The sequence below is a fragment of the Streptomyces sp. NPDC005963 genome (assembly GCF_040638655.1).
Classification (GTDB): domain Bacteria; phylum Actinomycetota; class Actinomycetes; order Streptomycetales; family Streptomycetaceae; genus Streptomyces.
In genome coordinates this window covers 168,771-185,410 of the sequence record NZ_JBEXVD010000014.1, presented here as the reverse complement: position 1 = coordinate 185,410, position 16,640 = coordinate 168,771, and the positions used below count along the sequence as shown (strand labels likewise).

At 70.0% G+C, this 16,640-nt stretch carries 12 protein-coding genes; 10 read left to right on the top strand and 2 right to left on the bottom strand.

Going from position 1 to position 16,640, the window contains the following annotated elements; translation table 11 throughout:
* The first annotated feature begins 6 nt into the window (after positions 1-6).
* Genes ABZ348_RS20330 through ABZ348_RS20310 form a run of 5 tightly spaced genes read left to right on the top strand, consistent with a single transcriptional unit; the run spans position 7 to position 7,528 of the window.
* Complete coding sequence (locus ABZ348_RS20330; RefSeq protein WP_358934925.1) at positions 7-4,092, top strand: alpha/beta fold hydrolase; 4,086 nt, start codon at positions 7-9, stop codon at positions 4,090-4,092.
* 17 nt (positions 4,093-4,109) lie between these two features.
* Entirely contained in the window at positions 4,110-4,979 is an 870-nt protein-coding gene (locus tag ABZ348_RS20325; protein WP_358934911.1) for a 3-hydroxyacyl-CoA dehydrogenase family protein, read from the top strand.
* 23 nt (positions 4,980-5,002) lie between these two features.
* Entirely contained in the window at positions 5,003-5,284 is a 282-nt protein-coding gene (locus ABZ348_RS20320) for an acyl carrier protein (protein WP_358934909.1), read from the top strand.
* Positions 5,277-6,392, top strand: coding sequence for an acyl-CoA dehydrogenase family protein (locus ABZ348_RS20315; RefSeq protein ID WP_358934907.1), 1,116 nt, complete (start codon positions 5,277-5,279; stop codon positions 6,390-6,392). Before ABZ348_RS20320 ends, ABZ348_RS20315 begins: the two co-directional genes overlap by 8 nt.
* Positions 6,389-7,528, top strand: coding sequence for an HAD-IIIC family phosphatase (locus ABZ348_RS20310; RefSeq protein WP_358934905.1), 1,140 nt, complete (start codon positions 6,389-6,391; stop codon positions 7,526-7,528). The genes ABZ348_RS20315 and ABZ348_RS20310 overlap by 4 nt, the downstream gene beginning before the upstream one ends.
* A gap of 108 nt (positions 7,529-7,636) precedes the next feature.
* On the opposite strand, the gene ABZ348_RS20305 is transcribed toward ABZ348_RS20310, so the two are convergent.
* Both ABZ348_RS20305 and ABZ348_RS20300 read right to left on the bottom strand, forming a co-directional pair.
* A complete protein-coding gene (locus ABZ348_RS20305; protein ID WP_358934903.1) occupies positions 7,637-8,299 on the bottom strand; it encodes a class I SAM-dependent methyltransferase in 663 nt (220 codons plus the stop codon).
* 83 nt (positions 8,300-8,382) lie between these two features.
* Positions 8,383-10,224, bottom strand: a complete 1,842-nt coding sequence (locus ABZ348_RS20300; protein ID WP_358934901.1) for a BTAD domain-containing putative transcriptional regulator — start codon at positions 10,222-10,224, stop codon at positions 8,383-8,385.
* 858 nt (positions 10,225-11,082) lie between these two features.
* Here ABZ348_RS20300 and ABZ348_RS20295 point away from each other — a divergent pair.
* From ABZ348_RS20295 to ABZ348_RS20275, 5 genes are all read left to right on the top strand, one after another.
* Entirely contained in the window at positions 11,083-11,844 is a 762-nt protein-coding gene (locus tag ABZ348_RS20295) for an alpha/beta fold hydrolase (RefSeq protein WP_358934899.1), read from the top strand.
* Between the two features lie 23 nt (positions 11,845-11,867).
* Positions 11,868-12,227 (top strand): LuxR C-terminal-related transcriptional regulator, encoded by a 360-nt coding sequence (locus ABZ348_RS20290; RefSeq protein ID WP_358934897.1) that lies wholly within the window; start codon positions 11,868-11,870, stop codon positions 12,225-12,227.
* A 256-nt stretch (positions 12,228-12,483) separates the two neighbouring features.
* A complete protein-coding gene (locus ABZ348_RS20285; protein WP_358934896.1) occupies positions 12,484-13,446 on the top strand; it encodes an ACP S-malonyltransferase in 963 nt (320 codons plus the stop codon).
* The gene (locus ABZ348_RS20280; protein WP_358934894.1) at positions 13,443-14,525 is read left to right on the top strand and encodes an arylcarboxylate reductase; all 1,083 of its coding nucleotides are present in this window, start codon (positions 13,443-13,445) and stop codon (positions 14,523-14,525) included. The genes ABZ348_RS20285 and ABZ348_RS20280 overlap by 4 nt, the downstream gene beginning before the upstream one ends.
* 505 nt (positions 14,526-15,030) lie before the next feature.
* Positions 15,031-16,563, top strand: coding sequence for an MFS transporter (locus ABZ348_RS20275; protein ID WP_358934892.1), 1,533 nt, complete (start codon positions 15,031-15,033; stop codon positions 16,561-16,563).
* The last annotated feature ends 77 nt before the right edge of the window (positions 16,564-16,640 follow it).

Here is a 16,640-nt window from a genome sequence, read left to right as displayed (position 1 = left end):
TTGTCGGTGGCTGCGGTGAATGGTCCGGGGTCGACGGTGGTGTCGGGTGACGTGGATGCGGTGGTGGAGTTTGTTGAGTTGTTGGTGGGGGAGGGTGTGCGGGCGCGGTTGATTGATGTGGATTATGCGTCGCATTCGGTGCAGGTGGAGGAGGTGCGGGAGCAGATCCTTAGCGACCTGGCCGACATCACCCCCGTCACTGGGTCGGTGCCGTTCTACTCCACCGTCACCGGCGGCCTGTTGGACACCGCATCGCTGGACGCCGAGTACTGGTACCGCAATCTGCGGGAGACGGTCGAGTTCGAGCAGGCCACCCGCTCGCTGCTCGCCGCCGGACACCGTGTCTTCATCGAACCCAGCCCCCACCCCGTCCTGACCTACGCGGTCGAGGACACCGCAGCCGACGCAGGCGCCCCGGAGAGTCTGGTCCTCAGCACCCTGCGGCGCGGCGAGGGCGGACTCCGTCAGATGCAGCTCTCTCTGGCCGCGGCACAGGTCCGTGGCCTGCCGGTCGACTGGGAGAGGCTGTTCGCGGAGACCGGTGCCAAGCGGGTGGACCTGCCGACCTACGCCTTCCAACGACGTCGCTACTGGCTCGACGCCGTCCCGGCCGACCGCGACCCGGCATCCGCAGGTCAGTCCGCAGTGGACCATCCACTGCTCGGTGCCGCAGTCGAACTGCCGGACGGTACGGGCACCCTCTTCACCGGCCGTCTGTCCCTGGCCACCCACCCCTGGTTCGCCGACCACGCGGTGGCCGGAGCGGTCATCCTGCCCGGCGTGGCCTTCGTGGAACTGGCCGCGCACGTGGGTCGCCGCTTCGGGTGCGGTCTGGTGGAGGAACTGACCCTGGCCGCCCCGCTGCTGCTGCCAGGCGACGCCGCCGATGACCGTGCCGTTCAGTTACGCGTCCTGGTGGGCGCCGAGGACGGTTCGGGGCAGCGCCCGGTGGAGTTCCACTCCCGACCGGAGAGCCCCGAGCATCCTGAGAACCCCCAGAGTCCCGCAGACCCCGACGCACCCTGGACTCGGCACGCAACCGGAACGGTCGGCATCCAGAGCACACCGGTCGACGCATCAGAGCCGGCTGGTGCCTGGCCCCCGCCCGGAGCGGTCCCCCTGGATGTGGAGGAGCTCTACGATTTGCTCGGCGAGCGGGGCATCGACTACGGACCGGCGTTCCGGGGCCTGACCGCGGCCTGGCGCAGCGGAGACGAGATCCATGCCGAGGCGGCACTCCCCGCCGGCCTCGACGGTGCCGGGCGAGGCGGCTTTGCGGTGCACCCGGCCCTGTTGGACGCGGCCCTGCAAACGACCGGTCTGCGCGAGGAATCCCCGACGGTGGAGCCCGCCGGTGGTGTCCCCCTGCCGTTCTCCTGGCAACGGGTCGTGATCGAGCCGTCGGACACGTCACTCGTACGCGTCCGGCTGCGCTCCGACGGGCCTGATGCCGTCGCCGTACGGATCACCGACCCGACGGGGCGTACGGTGGCGACGGTCGGTTCGCTCGCCCTGCGTGCGGCGCCCGCCGAATCACTACGGACATCGTCGGACGCCGTCTTCCGTGTCGGGTGGACACCCCTCACCGCTTCGACCGGCCCCCGCCCGGTCACCCGCTGGGGCCTGCTCGGCCCGCGGGACGAGCGGCTGCTGCCGGCCGCCTTCCCCGTCGAGCCCCTGTCGGCGGCGCCCGATGCCGTGCTGCTGGTCTGCCCCCCGTGCGACCCGACCGCGGACGAAGGACCCGGAGCCGTGCACGCGCTCGCCGCCTCGGTGCTCGATCGCCTCCAGAACTGGCTGGCCGACGACACCGTCACCCGTACGCCGCTGGTGGTGCTCACCCGGGGCACGACCGGGCCCCCCACCGGGGAAGAGCAGCCCGTGGACGTGGGGGCGGCAACCGTGTGGGGCATGCTCAGGACCGCTCAGTTGGAGCACCCCGACCGCTTCGTCCTGTTGGACGTCGATGGGCCCGCGGGCCTCGACGACGCACTCGCCTCGCTCCTCAGCGCCGGTGAACCGCAGGCGGCCCTGCGCAGTGGAGTGCTCCACGTGCCCCGACTGCTGCGTGCGCCCTTCACCGGGGCCGCGACCCCACCGGTCGGGCTGTTCGGACCGACCGACCACACCGTGTTGCTCAGCGGTGGAGGCGTCCTCGCAGCCGTCGTTGCGCGCCATCTGGTCACCGTGCACGGGGTGCGCCATATCCGCGTGCTGAGCCGTCGGGGCGCCGACGCTCCCGGCCTGGCGGAGTTGACGGCGGAACTCGCCGCGTCCGGGGCCGAGCTGACCGCCGTCAGCTGCGATGTGTCGGACCGCCAGGCATTGGCCACGGCTCTGGCGGCCATCCCGACTCAGCATCCGCTCGGTGCCGTCGTGCACACCGCAGCCGCGCTCGACGACGGTCTGCTGGAGGGGCAGACACAGGAGCGGATGACGACGGTGCTACGGCCCAAGCTCGACGCCGTCTGGCACCTGGACCGGCTGACGCGCGCAGCGGACCTCTCCGCGTTCGTCGTCTTCTCCTCCGCAGCGGGCGTACTGGGCAGCCCGGGACAGGCGCCCTACTCCGCAGCCAATGCCGCAGTCGACGCACTCGCAGCGGAACGCCGGCGGATCGGACTGCCGGGCACCTCCCTGGCCTGGGGACTGTGGGAGCGCCAGAGCGGACTGACGGCGAAACTCGAAGGGGCCGAACTACGCCGGGTCGAACGCCGTGGTGCGCACGGTCTCACCGACGCGACGGCCATGGCCCTGTTGGACACCGCCCTCAGCAACGACGCCATCGAGCCCGCCGATGGCACCCCCACCCTCCTGGCCCACCTCGATCTCACCGCACCCCGCGACGGCACGGTCCATCCGCTGCTGCGCTCATTGGTACGGGCCCGACCCGCGCGAACCACGGGAACGGCCGCCGCCTCTCTGCGCAACCGGCTCGAAGCCGCCACCGACACGGAAGAGCGCGAGCTGATCCTGCGGGCACTCGTCCTCACCCAGGCCGCCGAAGTCCTCGGCCACACCGAACCCGGGGCGATATCCGAGACGGTCCCCTTCCTCTCCGTCGGATTCGACTCGCTGACCGCAGTCGAACTGCGCAACCGCCTCAGTGCCGTCACCGGTCTGAGACTGCGGCCCTCGGTGGTGTTCGACAGCGGGACGCCGGCCGGGCTCGCCGCCCACCTCGCCGCCGCAACGCAGACCGAGCACACCTCCCGTACGGAGCCCGAACCCGACCCCGTCGACAACGACCCCGTGAGCCTGCTGTTCCGCCAGGCCTGCGCGCTCGGCCGGACCGACGAGGGCATCGCGCTGCTCAAGAACGCCTCCGCCCTGCGCCCCGCTTTCCACAACGGCCACGAACTCGCGGCGGCCGGAGCGGGTCCGCGACTGCTGCACCTGAGCGAGCGCGACGGCGCGCCCGTGATCGTCTGCTTCGGCTCCGTCGTCGCCCTCGGCGGTGCCCATCAGTACGCCCGCTTCGCCTCCCTCTTCCGCGACCGCTACGCCGTCAGCGCCCTGGACGCCCCCGGTTTCACCCCGGACGAGGAGTTGCCGGCCGACATGGACGCATTGCTGGACTTCCAGGCGGCGACGCTGCTCCGGGAGCTCTCCGGGCGGAGACTGGTCCTCGTCGGCTCGTCATCGGGCGGCACGCTCGCCCACGGAGTGGCCGCCGCACTGGAACGCCGCGGCGAGGGCCCGGCGGCCGTGGTGCTGCTGGACACCTATCTCTCCGACAACCAGGGCATCACCCAGTTCAACGATGTGCTGCTGGGCGGCATGTTCGCGCGTGAGGAGCGGGCCGCTCCGATGGACGGAACCCGGCTGACCGCGATGGGCGGCTACTTCCGCCTGCTCGACGACTGGAAGCCCCCGGCGGTCCGCGCCCCGGTGCTGCTGGTGCGCGCGACGACCCCGTTGGGCGAACCGTCGTCGGAAGTCAGCGACTGGCGTTCGTCCTGGGCCTCCGCCGACGCAGTCGTCGACGTACCCGGGGACCACTTCTCGATCATGGAGCAGCATGTCGAGACCACCGGAAGGGCCGTCGCCGACTGGCTCGGCACCACCGTGCACACACCCGATGACCTGTGAAGGCGAAGGAGAGCCAGTTGACCACCGCTCCACTCGACGAACTGCCACCGCACCACGCGCTCACCGTGTTGGGAGCCGGTGTGATGGGCGTCGGCATCACCGTGCTCGCACTCGGGCACGGCCTGCCCGTGCACCTGGTCGACCTGGACCGGGAGCGGCTCGACAGAGCGACGGAACGGATCGACGGCGAACTCCGGCTGGCCGAGTTGATGGGCTCACTGCCGGGCGGCACTCCCCCCGGAGCCCTCGTCACCGGCACATCGCTGAAGGCCGTGGTCGGCGCCACCGCCGTCATCGAGGCCGTCACCGAGAACGCGGCGACCAAGGCCGCGGTCCTGTCCGACGTCTCCTCACTGGTCCGGCCGGGGACCCTGCTGGTGACCAACACCTCCTCGATCCCGGTCGACGAACTGGCCGGGGCGCTGGAGCGACCGGACGAGCTCATCGGAACCCACTTCATGAACCCGCCCTACCTGATCACCACCGTCGAGGTGGTACGGGGCACCAGGACCGGAGAGCCCGCGATGGCGGCGGTGGCAACGCTGTTGGAAGCGCTGCGACGGCGCCCAGTGGTGGTCAGGGACGCGCCGGGATTCGTGACCAGCCGGATCCTGCACCCGATGATCAACGACGCGGCCCGCGTCGTGGAGGAGGGCACGGCGACCGTCGAGGCGGTCGACACCCTGATGCAGGGCTGCCTGGGCCACCCGACCGGGCCGCTGCGCACCGCCGACCTGATCGGCATCGACAATCTCGTCGACTCCCTCCAGGTGCTGCACGAACGGACCGGTGACGACGGCTGCCGCCCCAGCGAGCTGCTGCTCCGACTGGTCCGCGAAGGTCGGCTGGGTCGCAAGTCCGGCCGCGGCTTCTATGACTACGCCTGACGATCCCGACGAGGAGACAGCCCATGACCACGGGGAACATCCCAAGCACTGACGACCTGGAGAAGGAACTCCTGGGGTTTTTGGAGGCGCACACCGGGACTCCCTGGGAGCCCGACATCGACCTGTTCCGGGCCGGCGGTCTGTCCTCCCTGTTCGCCATGCAGTTGGTGGTGCACCTGGAGAAGTCCTACGCGATCGCCATCCGCGGCGCCGACCTCCGGCTGGACAACTTCCGTACCGTCCGCCAGATGGCCGAGCTCGTGGGCAGGCTCCGGCAGTCCGGCGCCGAGGGCGTCGATGGGTGAGGACCTCGCCGGCGCCCTCACCTCCGCCGCGCTGCGGGTCGGCGACCTGGCGGGGGAGTGGGACCGGGACGGCGTGCTCCCGCTGGAGCTGCTCCACGAAATGGGTGCCGAGGGACGGCTGTGTGCCGAGGTCCCGGAGCAGTACGGCGGCTGGGGGCTCAGCAGCACGCTCAGCGGCACCTACACCGCCCACGTGGGCAGTCTGTGCAGTTCGCTGCGGAGTGTGATGACCTCGCAGGGCATGGCGGCCTGGACCGTGCAGCGCCTGGGCACCCCGGAGCAGTTGGCCGCGTACCTTCCCCGGCTGACCGGGGGCGAACTGGCAGCGGTCGGCTTCAGTGAGCCCGGGGCCGGCAGTGACCTGGCGGCGATGGCGACGACCGTACGCCGCGACGGCGACTCGATCGTCGTGGACGGGCAGAAGAAGTGGGTGACCGCCGCCCACTACGCCGATCTGCTGGTGGTCATGGGTCGCTACCAGGACGGCGCGGCGGCCGTCGTGGTTCCCGCCGACGCGCCGGGCGTTCGGGTGGAGCGGATCGCCGACCCGCTCGGCTGTCGGGCGGCCGGACACGCGGACGTGCACCTCGACGGGGTCCGGCTTCCCGCCGACAGCGTCCTCGGCGGCTACGGCCTGCCGTTGAGCCTGCTGGTGACCACCGCCCTGGCGTATGGGCGGATGTCGGTCGCCTGGGGATGCGTGGGGATCCTGCGGGCCTGTCTGGCCGCGGCCACCGCGCACGCTGCGGGACGGGAGCAGTTCGGCAGACCGCTGGCGGAACACCAACTCGTCGCCGGGCACCTCGCCGACCTCTTCACGGCCGAGCAGGTGGCCAGCCGGGTGTGTGAGCACGCGAGCCGACAGTGGGACGAGGGAGCGCCGGACCAGGTGGTGGCGACCGTGCTCGCCAAGCACGTCAGCGCGACCCAGGCGGCCCGGGGCGCGGCGGCTGCCGTCCAGGTCCTGGCGTCGGCCGGCTCGCGGGACGGACACCCGGTGGCCAGGGCGTACCGGGACGCCAAACTGATGGAGATCATCGAGGGCAGCAACGAGATGTGCCGGCTGATGCTGGCACAACACGCCCTCTCACGACCGGGGGCGACATGACCGAGACGGTGTCCGACGAGCCGGCGGAAGAAGCCGTGGCCGTGACGATCAAGTGCCTGGTCTGGGACCTGGACGACACGCTCTGGCAGGGCACCCTGCTGGAGGACGGCGAGGTGCAACTACCGGACGAGATACGCAAGGTGGTGATCGAACTCGACTCCCGCGGCATCCTGCAGTCGGTGTCGAGCCGCAACGACCACGAGCACGCCTGGGCCCGACTGGAGGCCCTCGGCGTCGCCGAGTACTTTGTGCTGCCGGAGATCGGTTGGGGCGCCAAGTCCGATGCGGTGCGCCGGATCGCCGACCGGCTCGGCTTTGCGCTCACGACGATCGCCTTCATCGACGACCGGCCCGCCGAGCGGGCCGAGGTGGCATTCCACCTGCCTGACGTGCGCTGCTACCCGGCGGAGCAGGCACTCGCGTTGCCGGAGCTGTCGGAGTTCACGCCCGCGACCAGCACCGTCGACTCGCGACGCCGCCGGCAGATGTACCAGGCGGGCTTCCTTCGGGAGGCGGAGCGCGCGGCGGCGCCGGGACCCGACGAGGAGTTCCTGCGCTCGTTGGACCTGCGGATGCGCATCGGGCGGGCCACCGGTGAGGAGTTGTCCCGGGTCGAAGAGCTCACCCTGCGCACCAGCCAGATGAACGCGACCGGGGTGCACTATCCGGACGAGGTGCTGCGCGGCCTGATCGCCGACCCCGGCCACGAGGTGCTGGTGGTCACCCTCGCCGACCGGTTCGGACCCCATGGCGCGGTCGGCGTGTTGCTGCTGGAGCGGCATCCGGCGCTTTGGCACCTCAAACTGCTCGCGACCTCCTGCCGGGTTGTCGCCTACGGTGCCGGTGCGACCCTCCTGAACTGGCTGGCGGATGCGGCTGCTCGGGCCGGGGTCCACCTGGCGGCCGACTTCCGGGCCACCGAACGCAACCGGATCATGGAGATCGCCTACCGCTTCTCGGGCTTCGACGAGGAGCCGTGTCCGTGCGCCGAGGGCCTGGAAAGTGCCGCGGCACATCCGGGACTCCAGCGGCTGCACCTCGCCCCGCAGCCGCGCGAGGTGTCCACCACGATGAGCCTGGACGCACCCGACCTTGCGACGCCGGAACGAGGGGAGGGGGAGCCGGTACACCTCTGACGTACCGTCAGTGCGGTTTGTCCTGCGACCAGACACATCTGGCACCCACCCCGGAGGCTCGGCCGGTGGCGGCGGCGAGCGGAACCGCTCGCCGCCTGGCACCGGTTCTCAGCGCTTGCGCGCGAGCGTGATCCCGTCGGCCATGACCAACAGTGAGAGGTCCACCCGTGAGTCCTGGTGCAGCACCTCGTTGACCGCCCTGACCCCGGCGGTGTCCGCGTCCACCGCGGCCGGGTCGACGACCCGGCCGAAGAAGAGGGTGTTGTCGACCACGATCAGGCCGCCCGTGCGCACCAGCGCCAGCGAAGCCTCGTAGTAGCGGACGTAGTTGGCCTTGTCCGCGTCGATGAACACCAGGTCGAAGCTCCCCGGCCCGCGCTCCGCCAGCAGGGTGTCCAGGGTCGCGTTTGCATCGCCGATCCGCAGGTCGATCCGAGATTCGACCCCGGCGCGCTTCCAGAAGTCGACACCGACCGCCGGCCACCTGTCGTCGATGTCGCACGACACCAGCAGTCCGTCGGACGGAAGCGCCCGTGCCATGCACAGAGTGCTGTAGCCGGTGAAGGTGCCGATCTCCAGCACCGCCCTCGCCTGGGTCAGTCCGACCAACAGGGCGAGAAGTTGCCCCTCCTCCGCCATCACCTGCATGGCGGTCCCGGCCGGCAGGTCCGCCGTTCTCTCGCGTAACTCCCTGAGCAACTCGTCCTCGCGGAGGGAGACCTCTCGGACGTAGGCGAGCAGGTCGGGGGTGGTGGCCGTCTGGTGGGCCATGCGGAAGGCTTCCTCTCGAAAGGGTTGATCACCGAGGTGTCTGTCGCTTTGGCGCCGGTCAGTCGCTGGGGGACGCCGGACTCTCACACCGCGCGGACGAGCGGATGCCCGTGCTGCGGTACGCCGGCCGCCTGGGCGCGTTCGCCGGCGTACGCCTGGAGCAGTGCGTCCAGCCGGTAGCGCCCCGCTCTCGGCGGATGGAGCAGATGTGCTTCGACCAAGGCGTCGAGGGCCTCCTCGGCCTTCGCCTCGGAGCAGCCGAGCAGCATCGCGGCCCTGCCGCTTGAGGTGTGGCCGGTCCCGGCGGCACCGAGGGCGATGAACACCTCGGCGGGGTCGACGCCGGTCGAGCCCGTCCGCCGGAGACCGTCGAGGTCGGCGTCGAGGCCGGGACGGACACCGAGGTCGCCGGTGCGTAACTCGTCCAGCAGGTGCGGGGCCTGGGTGAGCCGTCGGGCGAAGTCGCCGATGCTCCAGTGCGGGCGTTCCAGCAGTCTGGTTCCGGCGATCCGGATCGCCAGTGGAAGGCCGGCACACAGCGTCAACACCGTTCGGGCGGCCCGTGGCTCGGCCCCGACACGGGCCGGTCCGACGATGCTCCCCAGCAGCTCCAGTGCCCCGGCCTCGTCGAGCGGGGAGAGGAGCAGGGTGTGTGCGCCCTCCAGATCGGCCAGTCGACGTCTGCTGGTGATCAGCAGTCTGCTTCCCCCGCTGCCGGGTATCAGCGGCCGTATCTGAGCGGTGCTGTGCGCGTTGTCGAGCACGACCAGCAGACGGCGGCCCGAGGTGAGCGAGCGGTAGAGGCTCTCCCGCTCGGACTCCTCCGTCGGGATCTCGCACCGGGGGACGCCGAGGTCCGCCAGGAAGCGCAGGAGCACCGCAGGGGAGGACAGCGGTCGTGACCCTCCGCCGAGGTCGGCGTAGAGCTGGCCGTCCATCGACCGGTCGCGCAGGGCGTGGGCTGCATGCAGGGCCAGTGCGCTCTTGCCGACGCCGCCCCGGCCGGTGACCACCGCGGTCGCGACCGTGCCCGCGGACGCCGCGGATGCCGAGAGGAAACGCTCCAGCCGCGCCAGCGGACCGGCGTGCGCGGGCAGCAGCGGCGGGACCGAGGGGAGTTGGGCCGGACTCGGCCGACCGGGTCCCTTCCACGACGTGGTCGGAGCCGCGACCAGCACAGGCGCGGTCGGGGGCGGTGTTGCCGCGGCCGGAGTACGGGGCCGGTCGTGGGCCGAGAGGATGTGCTGCTGTACCTCGCACAGGTCCGAGCTCGGCTCGGCGCCAAGCTGTTCGACGAGCAGGACCCGGGTGCGCTGGTAGAGGCCCAGGGCCTCCGACTGGCGCCCCGAGCGGAACATGGCCAGCATCAGCTTGCCCACCAGGGCCTCGCGCAGGGGGTACTTCCTGACCAGCCGCCAGAGCTCCGGGACGAGTTCTGCGTGCCGCAGCAGGGCGAGCTCCGCGTCGAAGCGCAGCTCCATGGTCTGGAGCCGCAACTCCTGGAGGTAGCGGCCCTCGACGTCGCGCAGTGTCCGGGACGGGATGTCCGCCAGCGGCTCCTCGCGCCACAGGGCGAGGGACTTGGACAGTTCGGCCGATGAGCCCTCCAGATCGCCGCGCTCGGCGAGTTCCGCGGCGCGCCGGCGGTGGGCCGTGAACTGGCCCAGATCGCTCTCGTGTTCACCGAGTTCGAGGAGGTACCCGGGTGCCCGGGTGAGGATCCTGGCGGAGGCGTGCTCGCCCAGTGCCTGCCGCAGCCGCATCACATAGGTGCGGACGGTCGCTGCGGCGCTCGGCGGTGGGGCGCCGTCCCAGACGTACTCCGCGATGCGGTCGACCGAGATCACCCGGTTGGCATTGAGTAGGAGCGCCGCCATGACCACGCGTTGTCTCGGGGCCGACACATGGACCTCACGCGCGTTCAACCGGACGGAAAGTGGTCCCAGTAGAAGGAAGTTCAAAGGTGTCCCTCTTCGTCACACGACCGGCAACCAACGAAGCCTCCAGCGTGTTGGACCTCTCCGCATCGGTCAATTAAATCCCGCCATATCTAGAAGTATCCCTAGAGTTCACTGTTGTGATCATGCGGGGTTTGCGAGGCCCGATGCCCTGACGGCCGTCTGGAACGGGCCCTTTGAGTGGCCTCACGAGGCTGCTGGAGCCGTCGGCCGCCGAACTCCGGACACCGCGTTCGGCACTCGACTGCGGGACAGGTCCGATGGACCACGTGCAGCAGTGGACCCGGACGGCCCGACTCAGTCACACCCGTAACGGTGGGAACGTCTCCTGGCGTCGCGTCCCGCTGTTGTGAAAGGCCCGGGGATGTGTACTCGGTCGGGCACGGCTCCAGGAACGGCCGTCGGACGACCGGCCCGCTCCCGCGGCGGGTGAGAGGTTGGACGTCGACTTCGTACGGCCTGGCCATGCGACGCTCCTCCCGCTCTCCTCCGGATCGCCGGTGCGAGGTCTGGCGGAACGGCACGTGCCGAGCCGACGCATCAGGGTAATCACCTGCGGATGCTTCGCACCACAGCGATCTCGCCATCCGCTCCAGAAATAACTGGAATTAGCCCCCTGCGGTGTACGAGGGGGCGTGCGCCGGTGCACCCTTGCTGACATTCCGAGGGGCGTGGCAGGCTGTAATGGGCCGACCCACGACTCTCTTGACCGACGCTCTCAGAATTCACTGCTCACCAGCCGTCCGCCGACGCGGAGAGGCACCCGACGTGATCGAGCCATCTGGCCGGCGCCTTGCGGGTTTGAGAAAGGAACGAAAGGTCGACATGACTTCGATCTCTTTGGACGGCGACCCCTGGTGCAGTCGCTTTCATTCCTCGCCGACGGCCGAACGGAGGCTGGTTTGCTTTCCGCACGCCGGCGGCTCGGCGAGTTTCTACTTCCCGCTCTCCGCCGAGCTGCGGGGCCCGGTAGACCTCCTCGCGGTTCAGTACCCCGGGCGCCAGGACCGCCGTGGCGAGCGGGGCATCGAGGACTTACAGATCATGGCGGACGGAGCGTTCGAGGCGCTGCGCCGCTGGGACGATCTCCCCTTGACCCTTTTCGGACACAGCATGGGTGCCCTGGTGGCCTTCGAGGTGGCCCGGCGGTTCGAGGCCGCGGGCGGCAGGATCGACCACCTCTTCGTGTCCGGCCGCAGGGCGCCTTCCGTAGCCCGGCCGGAACGGGCCCACCTGCTCGACGACGAGGGGATCGTGGCCGAGGTCAGGGCCATGAGCGGCACCGACGCCCGACTGCTGGACGATGAGGAACTGCTGCGGATGGTGTTGCCCGCGCTGCGCAGCGACTACCGGGCGCTGGAGACCTATCGGGCAGCCCCCGGCGCTGCGGTGGCCTGCCCTGTCACCGCACTGGTGGGGGACCGGGACCCTTGGACGCCGCTGTCGGAGGCCGGGATGTGGCGCGACCACACGAGGGGCGGGTTCGACCTCAAGGTGTTCGGCGGCGGTCACTTCTATCTGAGCAGTCGGCCGGCCGAGGTGATCGGCGTGCTGCGCGAACACTTCGTCGCCGTGCAAGGCGCCTGAGATCACGAACAACAGTAGAGGGGGTGTTGGGGTTGGTACTGGTATCCGCATCTGGAGGGGCCCGGTCCGCGACGGCGCCGTCGCAGTCCGCTGGCACCGGAGGCGCTCGTACCGTCGGCGAGGATCGTTCCAGTGGCGCGGGCCTCAGACGGCTGACTGCGCTGGACGTCCGCATCCTTGAGGGCGTCGCGGTCGGTACCTCGACCGTCCGGTTGGCCGCGGCACTCCATCTGAGCCGTCAGGGTGTCGAGTACCGCATAGGGTTGATGCTACGTCAGTTCGACGTTTCGAACCGCGCCGCCCTGGTCTCCCGGGCGCACTCCCTTGGGGTGCTGAGCGTCGGCGCATGGCCACCCCGCGTTCTTCCTGCATTCCTTGAGTAGTAGGAAGAAGAGCGTCAAAGCGCTCCGCATTCATTTTCTGCGGTCTTTCCTCACTACTCCAAGAATGTCTCTCGTGGTGCTTCCGGTCGATTCTCCCAGACGGGAATATCGTCTCGGTATCGCCTCGTGAGGCAGTCCCGATCTACTGCTCTGAAGGGTAATTCCTGCTCGACTCGGCTAGCCGCACGAGTTCCCCTGCACTACGGTTGGTTCGCAGCGTTCCGGTCCTTTCGGAAAACAATTCACGGGAGCTGTCATGAGCTTGGGGTACCTGTTCGGCGGCGGAGTCGGGACCGAGCCTCACGGGCTGGAGCTCCATCAGGCGTACCCGGTGGTGCAGAGCTGGTACGAGCAGGTGGCCGACTGGACCGGGTTGACGGTCAGTCAGATACTTGCGGACGACCTCCCGGTCGCCCAGGAGGAGCGCCAGAGCGTCGGTACCGTCCGCGAGGCCGCCCTTGCCATCGGCGTGCACGACGTGCTCGCCTCGTTCAACCTGCGCCCCGCCGCGATCGGGGGCCTCAGCCTCGGTGCGATGACCGCCAGCTGCCTCGCCGGATCCCTGGGACGGCAGCAACTGTTCGAAATGCTGGCCAGTTCCCGCGACACCCCCGAACTGCCGGCCGACGCACCGGAACAGGGCATCGCCATCGCCTTCGGCGCCCTCGGCGAAGGCGCCCCCTCCCACCCCGGTGAGGGCGTCCCCGGCATCTACCTGGCGGGGGACTTCGGCCCGACCAGCGACGGCGGACAGCGCATCCTGATGCTGGCCGGTCATGCCGAGGCGTTGAAGGAACTCGCCGCGGAGGTCCCGCCGGGAACGGTGACCCCGCTCCCCGGACGCACCATTGCGGTGCACACTCCCCTCCGCAGACACTTCCGCGACTTCATGGCTCCGCGCATCGACGCCATTCCCTTCGCCGACCCCGAAGTCCCGCTGTTCTCCTGCCTGGAGCCCAAGATGCTGCGCTCCGCCGACGAGGTCAGGGACCTGTTCCAGCGGAACTCGACGGACCCGATCAGCCTGGTCGACGTCTACAGCGGGATGAAGGAACAGGGCGTACAACTCGGGCTGGTGATGGGGCCCTCCATCCCGGAGGGAATTCTCGCGTTCCCCTTCCCGGTGGTCCACATCGAACAGCCGGAACACATCGAGCAGGCCCTGAGCACCGCCTACGACCTCGGCATCGACCTCACCGGCGCAACGGCGCTGTCATGACCACAGCCGCCACCCGTACCGACCCGGATGCCCTGGTCGCGCAATGGCTGGACACCGACCTGGACGAGTGGACCCGCAGGGTCGTCCGTCGGCACTTCGACCCGTTGGCCGGAAGCCCCTTCTGGCTCGGGCGGGCCCGGCAGCTGGACTTCGACCCCCGGGACATCACTCGGTACGACCAACTCGGAGCGTTCGGGCCGTTCCCACTGCAACGGTTGCGCGAGGAGGACCCCGCGGACCTCGTCCCGCTGTCCGTGGCCCGACCGCTCGCCGGGCGGATCTGGGACACGGGCGGCACCACCGGCACGCCCTGCCGGGTGTTCTACACGCCCGACATGCTGCTGCACCGGGCGACCTGGCGCCGCTGGTCCTTCGTCCGGGAGGGATTCGCACCGGGCCGCACTTGGCTCCAGGCCACACCGACAGGACCGCACCTGATCGGAAACGGCGTCCAAGAGGTGTCGGAGCTCCACGCCGGCCAGGTGTACGCGGTGGACATGGACCCGCGGTGGGTCAAGCGACTCATCCGGGCCGGACGCCTGGCCGAGGTCGGCGACTACACCACCCACCTCGTCGAGCAGATCACCGACGTGCTCCGGCAGGGCCGGGTCCACTATCTCAACACCACGCCCGCCCTGTTCCAAGTCCTCCGGCAGCGACACCCGGACCTGGTCGCCGCCCTCGACGGCGTGCGCCTGAGCGGCACCCAGATCAGCGCCGATATGTACCGGACCTTCAGGACCGCCCTTGAGGGCGGGATCTGCGGTCTGACCTACGGCAACACCTTCGGCAACGCCGCCTGCTTCGACGTGGACCGGGACGGGGAGTTGATCAGCTACGTGCCGAATTACCCGCAGGTCACCATGGCGGTGGTGGACAAGGGCGATCGATCGACCCCGGTCGCTCCCGGAGCGGTGGGTCAGGTCCGGCTCACCGTGCTGCACGAGGACCTCTTCCTACCCAACATCCTGGAGCGGGACCAGGCACTGTGCCACAGGACCGACCGATGGCCCAGCGACGGCGTCGCCAATGTCCGTCCGCTGCAAACGACGAGCTCGGCCCCCGAGGGGCTGTACTGAAAAGGTCGGTCAGAGCGGGCCTCTCGACGAGCGTCCGGGCGACGAGCGTCGGGGCGGCGTGGGGCGTGAAGCGCGGAGGCGTGAAGTGCGGAGTGGGGCCGATCCGGCAGCAGACCGAACCGCATCCGTACGCTCCCCCATCTGTACGCTCCGCGTGGGCAGGCGCGTCGGCGCCGCCACTCACCGCTGCCACATGGTGTTCCGGGCCTGAGCCCGAGTAGGGACGTCGTGTCCTTGTGCGGTGGCGGACGGAGTGTGGGTGAACATGGCCCTGTGTTCGCCTCGGCTCCGGAGCGCGTGGTGGGTCCTGTCTTCCGTGGGGGTCCCGCCCGGCTATCTGCTCGAAGAGGTAGTGCCACGGGGTCCCCGAGCGTTGAGCAGGGATTCCGCCGAACGGGTGTCCGGCTTCGGGCTGCGAGCGAACACGTCAATGCAGGCGTGACAGTTGCATGCTTGGGAGGCCCCACATGGTCAACGAGTTCCTCGTCCCCGCCCGGAGTGTTGTGTGAGCGCGGGCGCAGGCAGTTCCACGGCTGCCTCCGCCGGCGCGTCCACGGGCGTACTGGCGGCAACGTGCGTTTCCGCCTTCGTCGTGAACGCGAACACATCCGCGGTCAGCATTCTCCTGCCCGCCATCAGTGAGGACACCGGCGCCTCCCTGAACACGCTGCAGTGGGCCGTCACCGGCTACTCGTTGGTGGGCGCGGCCGTGATCGTCACCTCGGGCGCCCTGGGCGACATCTTCGGACGTCGTCGGATCTTCATCGGTGGCCTCCTGCTGTTCGTGGCCTCGTGCGTGGTGATCGCATGGGGCGACAGTGCCGGCACCGTGATCGCCGGCCGGGCGGTACAGGGCGCGGCCGGTTCGACGATCCTGGCCTGCGGGCTCAGCCTGCTGTCGGCAGGCTCCTCGGGCGACGCGCAGATGCGTGCGGTGTCACTGTGGGGAGCAGCCTCGGCCGCCGGTGCAGCCGCGGGGCCGCTGCTCGGCGGTGTGCTCGTGGACATCACAGGTTGGCAAGGACTCTTCTGGATCGATGCGGGGATCGCGGCTGCCTGCGTGCCGCTGACCCTGCGAACCGTGCCGGAGTCCCGGGACCCCTCGCGTCCGCGCTCCGTCGACTTCGCGGGGACGGTGCTGATCGCCACCGCCCTCGTCCCGTTCGTCTTCGCGGTGACCGAGGGCGCGGACTGGGGCTGGCTCAGTGGCCCGACCCTGGTGTGCTTCGTGGTCTCGGCGGCGGCGGTGGTCGGCTTCGTCCTGGTCGAGAAGCGCGTGCGCGCCCCTCTCATCGACCTGGGGCTGCTGCGCAACAAGTTCCTGGTCGGGTCCAGCGTCGCGATTTTGGTGGTCGCCGGTTGCATCAATGCGGTCATGTACGTGTGCAGCCTCTACTTCCAAAACCCGGACGGTCTGGGCATGACGCCGTTGGAGGCGGGCGTGGCCACGCTGCCCGCGGCGGTCGGGATCGTGGTGACCGCTCCCTTGATCACGCGGTTCGTCGACAGGCTGGGCGCCCGCAGGGTGATCGCCGGCGGCTTCGGGATCGCTACCGTCGCGTTCGCCGTGTTCGGCTTCACCCATGCCTCCTGGGGGTACGCCGCTTTCGTGGGCCCGCTGGTCGTGCTCGCCGTCGGTCTGGGACTGGCGAACGGGCCCGCGTCGTCCGTCGCCACCGCCTGTGTCACGGACGATCAGGTCGGAGCGGCCTCCGGCATCTCCAACATGGGCCGCTATGTCGGGGCAGCCGTCCTCACCGCTGTCACCGCGGCCCTGTTCAATTCGGTCTACACGCGCCAGTACACGAGCGGCAGCGCGGTGTCCGACGCCCTTGCGGCCGGGTTCTCCCGCGCGGCCATCGGCCTCGCCCTGTTCTGTGCGTTCGGTTTCGTCCTGGTCCGCTTCGTCGGCCGCATCCGCCCCACCGGCCCACCCACCGCAGCTCACTACGCGGCGGCGGCAGCAGCCAGTTCACACACCGTCCCCACCCGGGCCACCACCGTGGCAACAGGACCGACGAACGGTACACCGGCCTGAACACTGCACGTCCTGGGACCCCGGAGGGAACCATTCGGCAGCCGTCTGTCCGCAGTGATCCGCGCCGGCTCGGCCGG

Excerpts from the sequence above, each read along its gene's own strand:
- ABZ348_RS20320 (WP_358934909.1), top strand. The coding sequence starts at position 5,003 with ATGACCACGGGGAACATCCCAAGCACTGACGACCTGGAGAAGGAACTC.
- ABZ348_RS20315 (WP_358934907.1), top strand. The coding sequence starts at position 5,277 with ATGGGTGAGGACCTCGCCGGCGCCCTCACCTCCGCCGCGCTGCGGGTC.
- ABZ348_RS20310 (WP_358934905.1), top strand. The coding sequence starts at position 6,389 with ATGACCGAGACGGTGTCCGACGAGCCGGCGGAAGAAGCCGTGGCCGTG.
- ABZ348_RS20305 (WP_358934903.1), bottom strand. The coding sequence starts at position 8,299 with ATGGCCCACCAGACGGCCACCACCCCCGACCTGCTCGCCTACGTCCGA.
- ABZ348_RS20295 (WP_358934899.1), top strand. The coding sequence starts at position 11,083 with ATGACTTCGATCTCTTTGGACGGCGACCCCTGGTGCAGTCGCTTTCAT.
- ABZ348_RS20285 (WP_358934896.1), top strand. The coding sequence starts at position 12,484 with ATGAGCTTGGGGTACCTGTTCGGCGGCGGAGTCGGGACCGAGCCTCAC.
- ABZ348_RS20280 (WP_358934894.1), top strand. The coding sequence starts at position 13,443 with ATGACCACAGCCGCCACCCGTACCGACCCGGATGCCCTGGTCGCGCAA.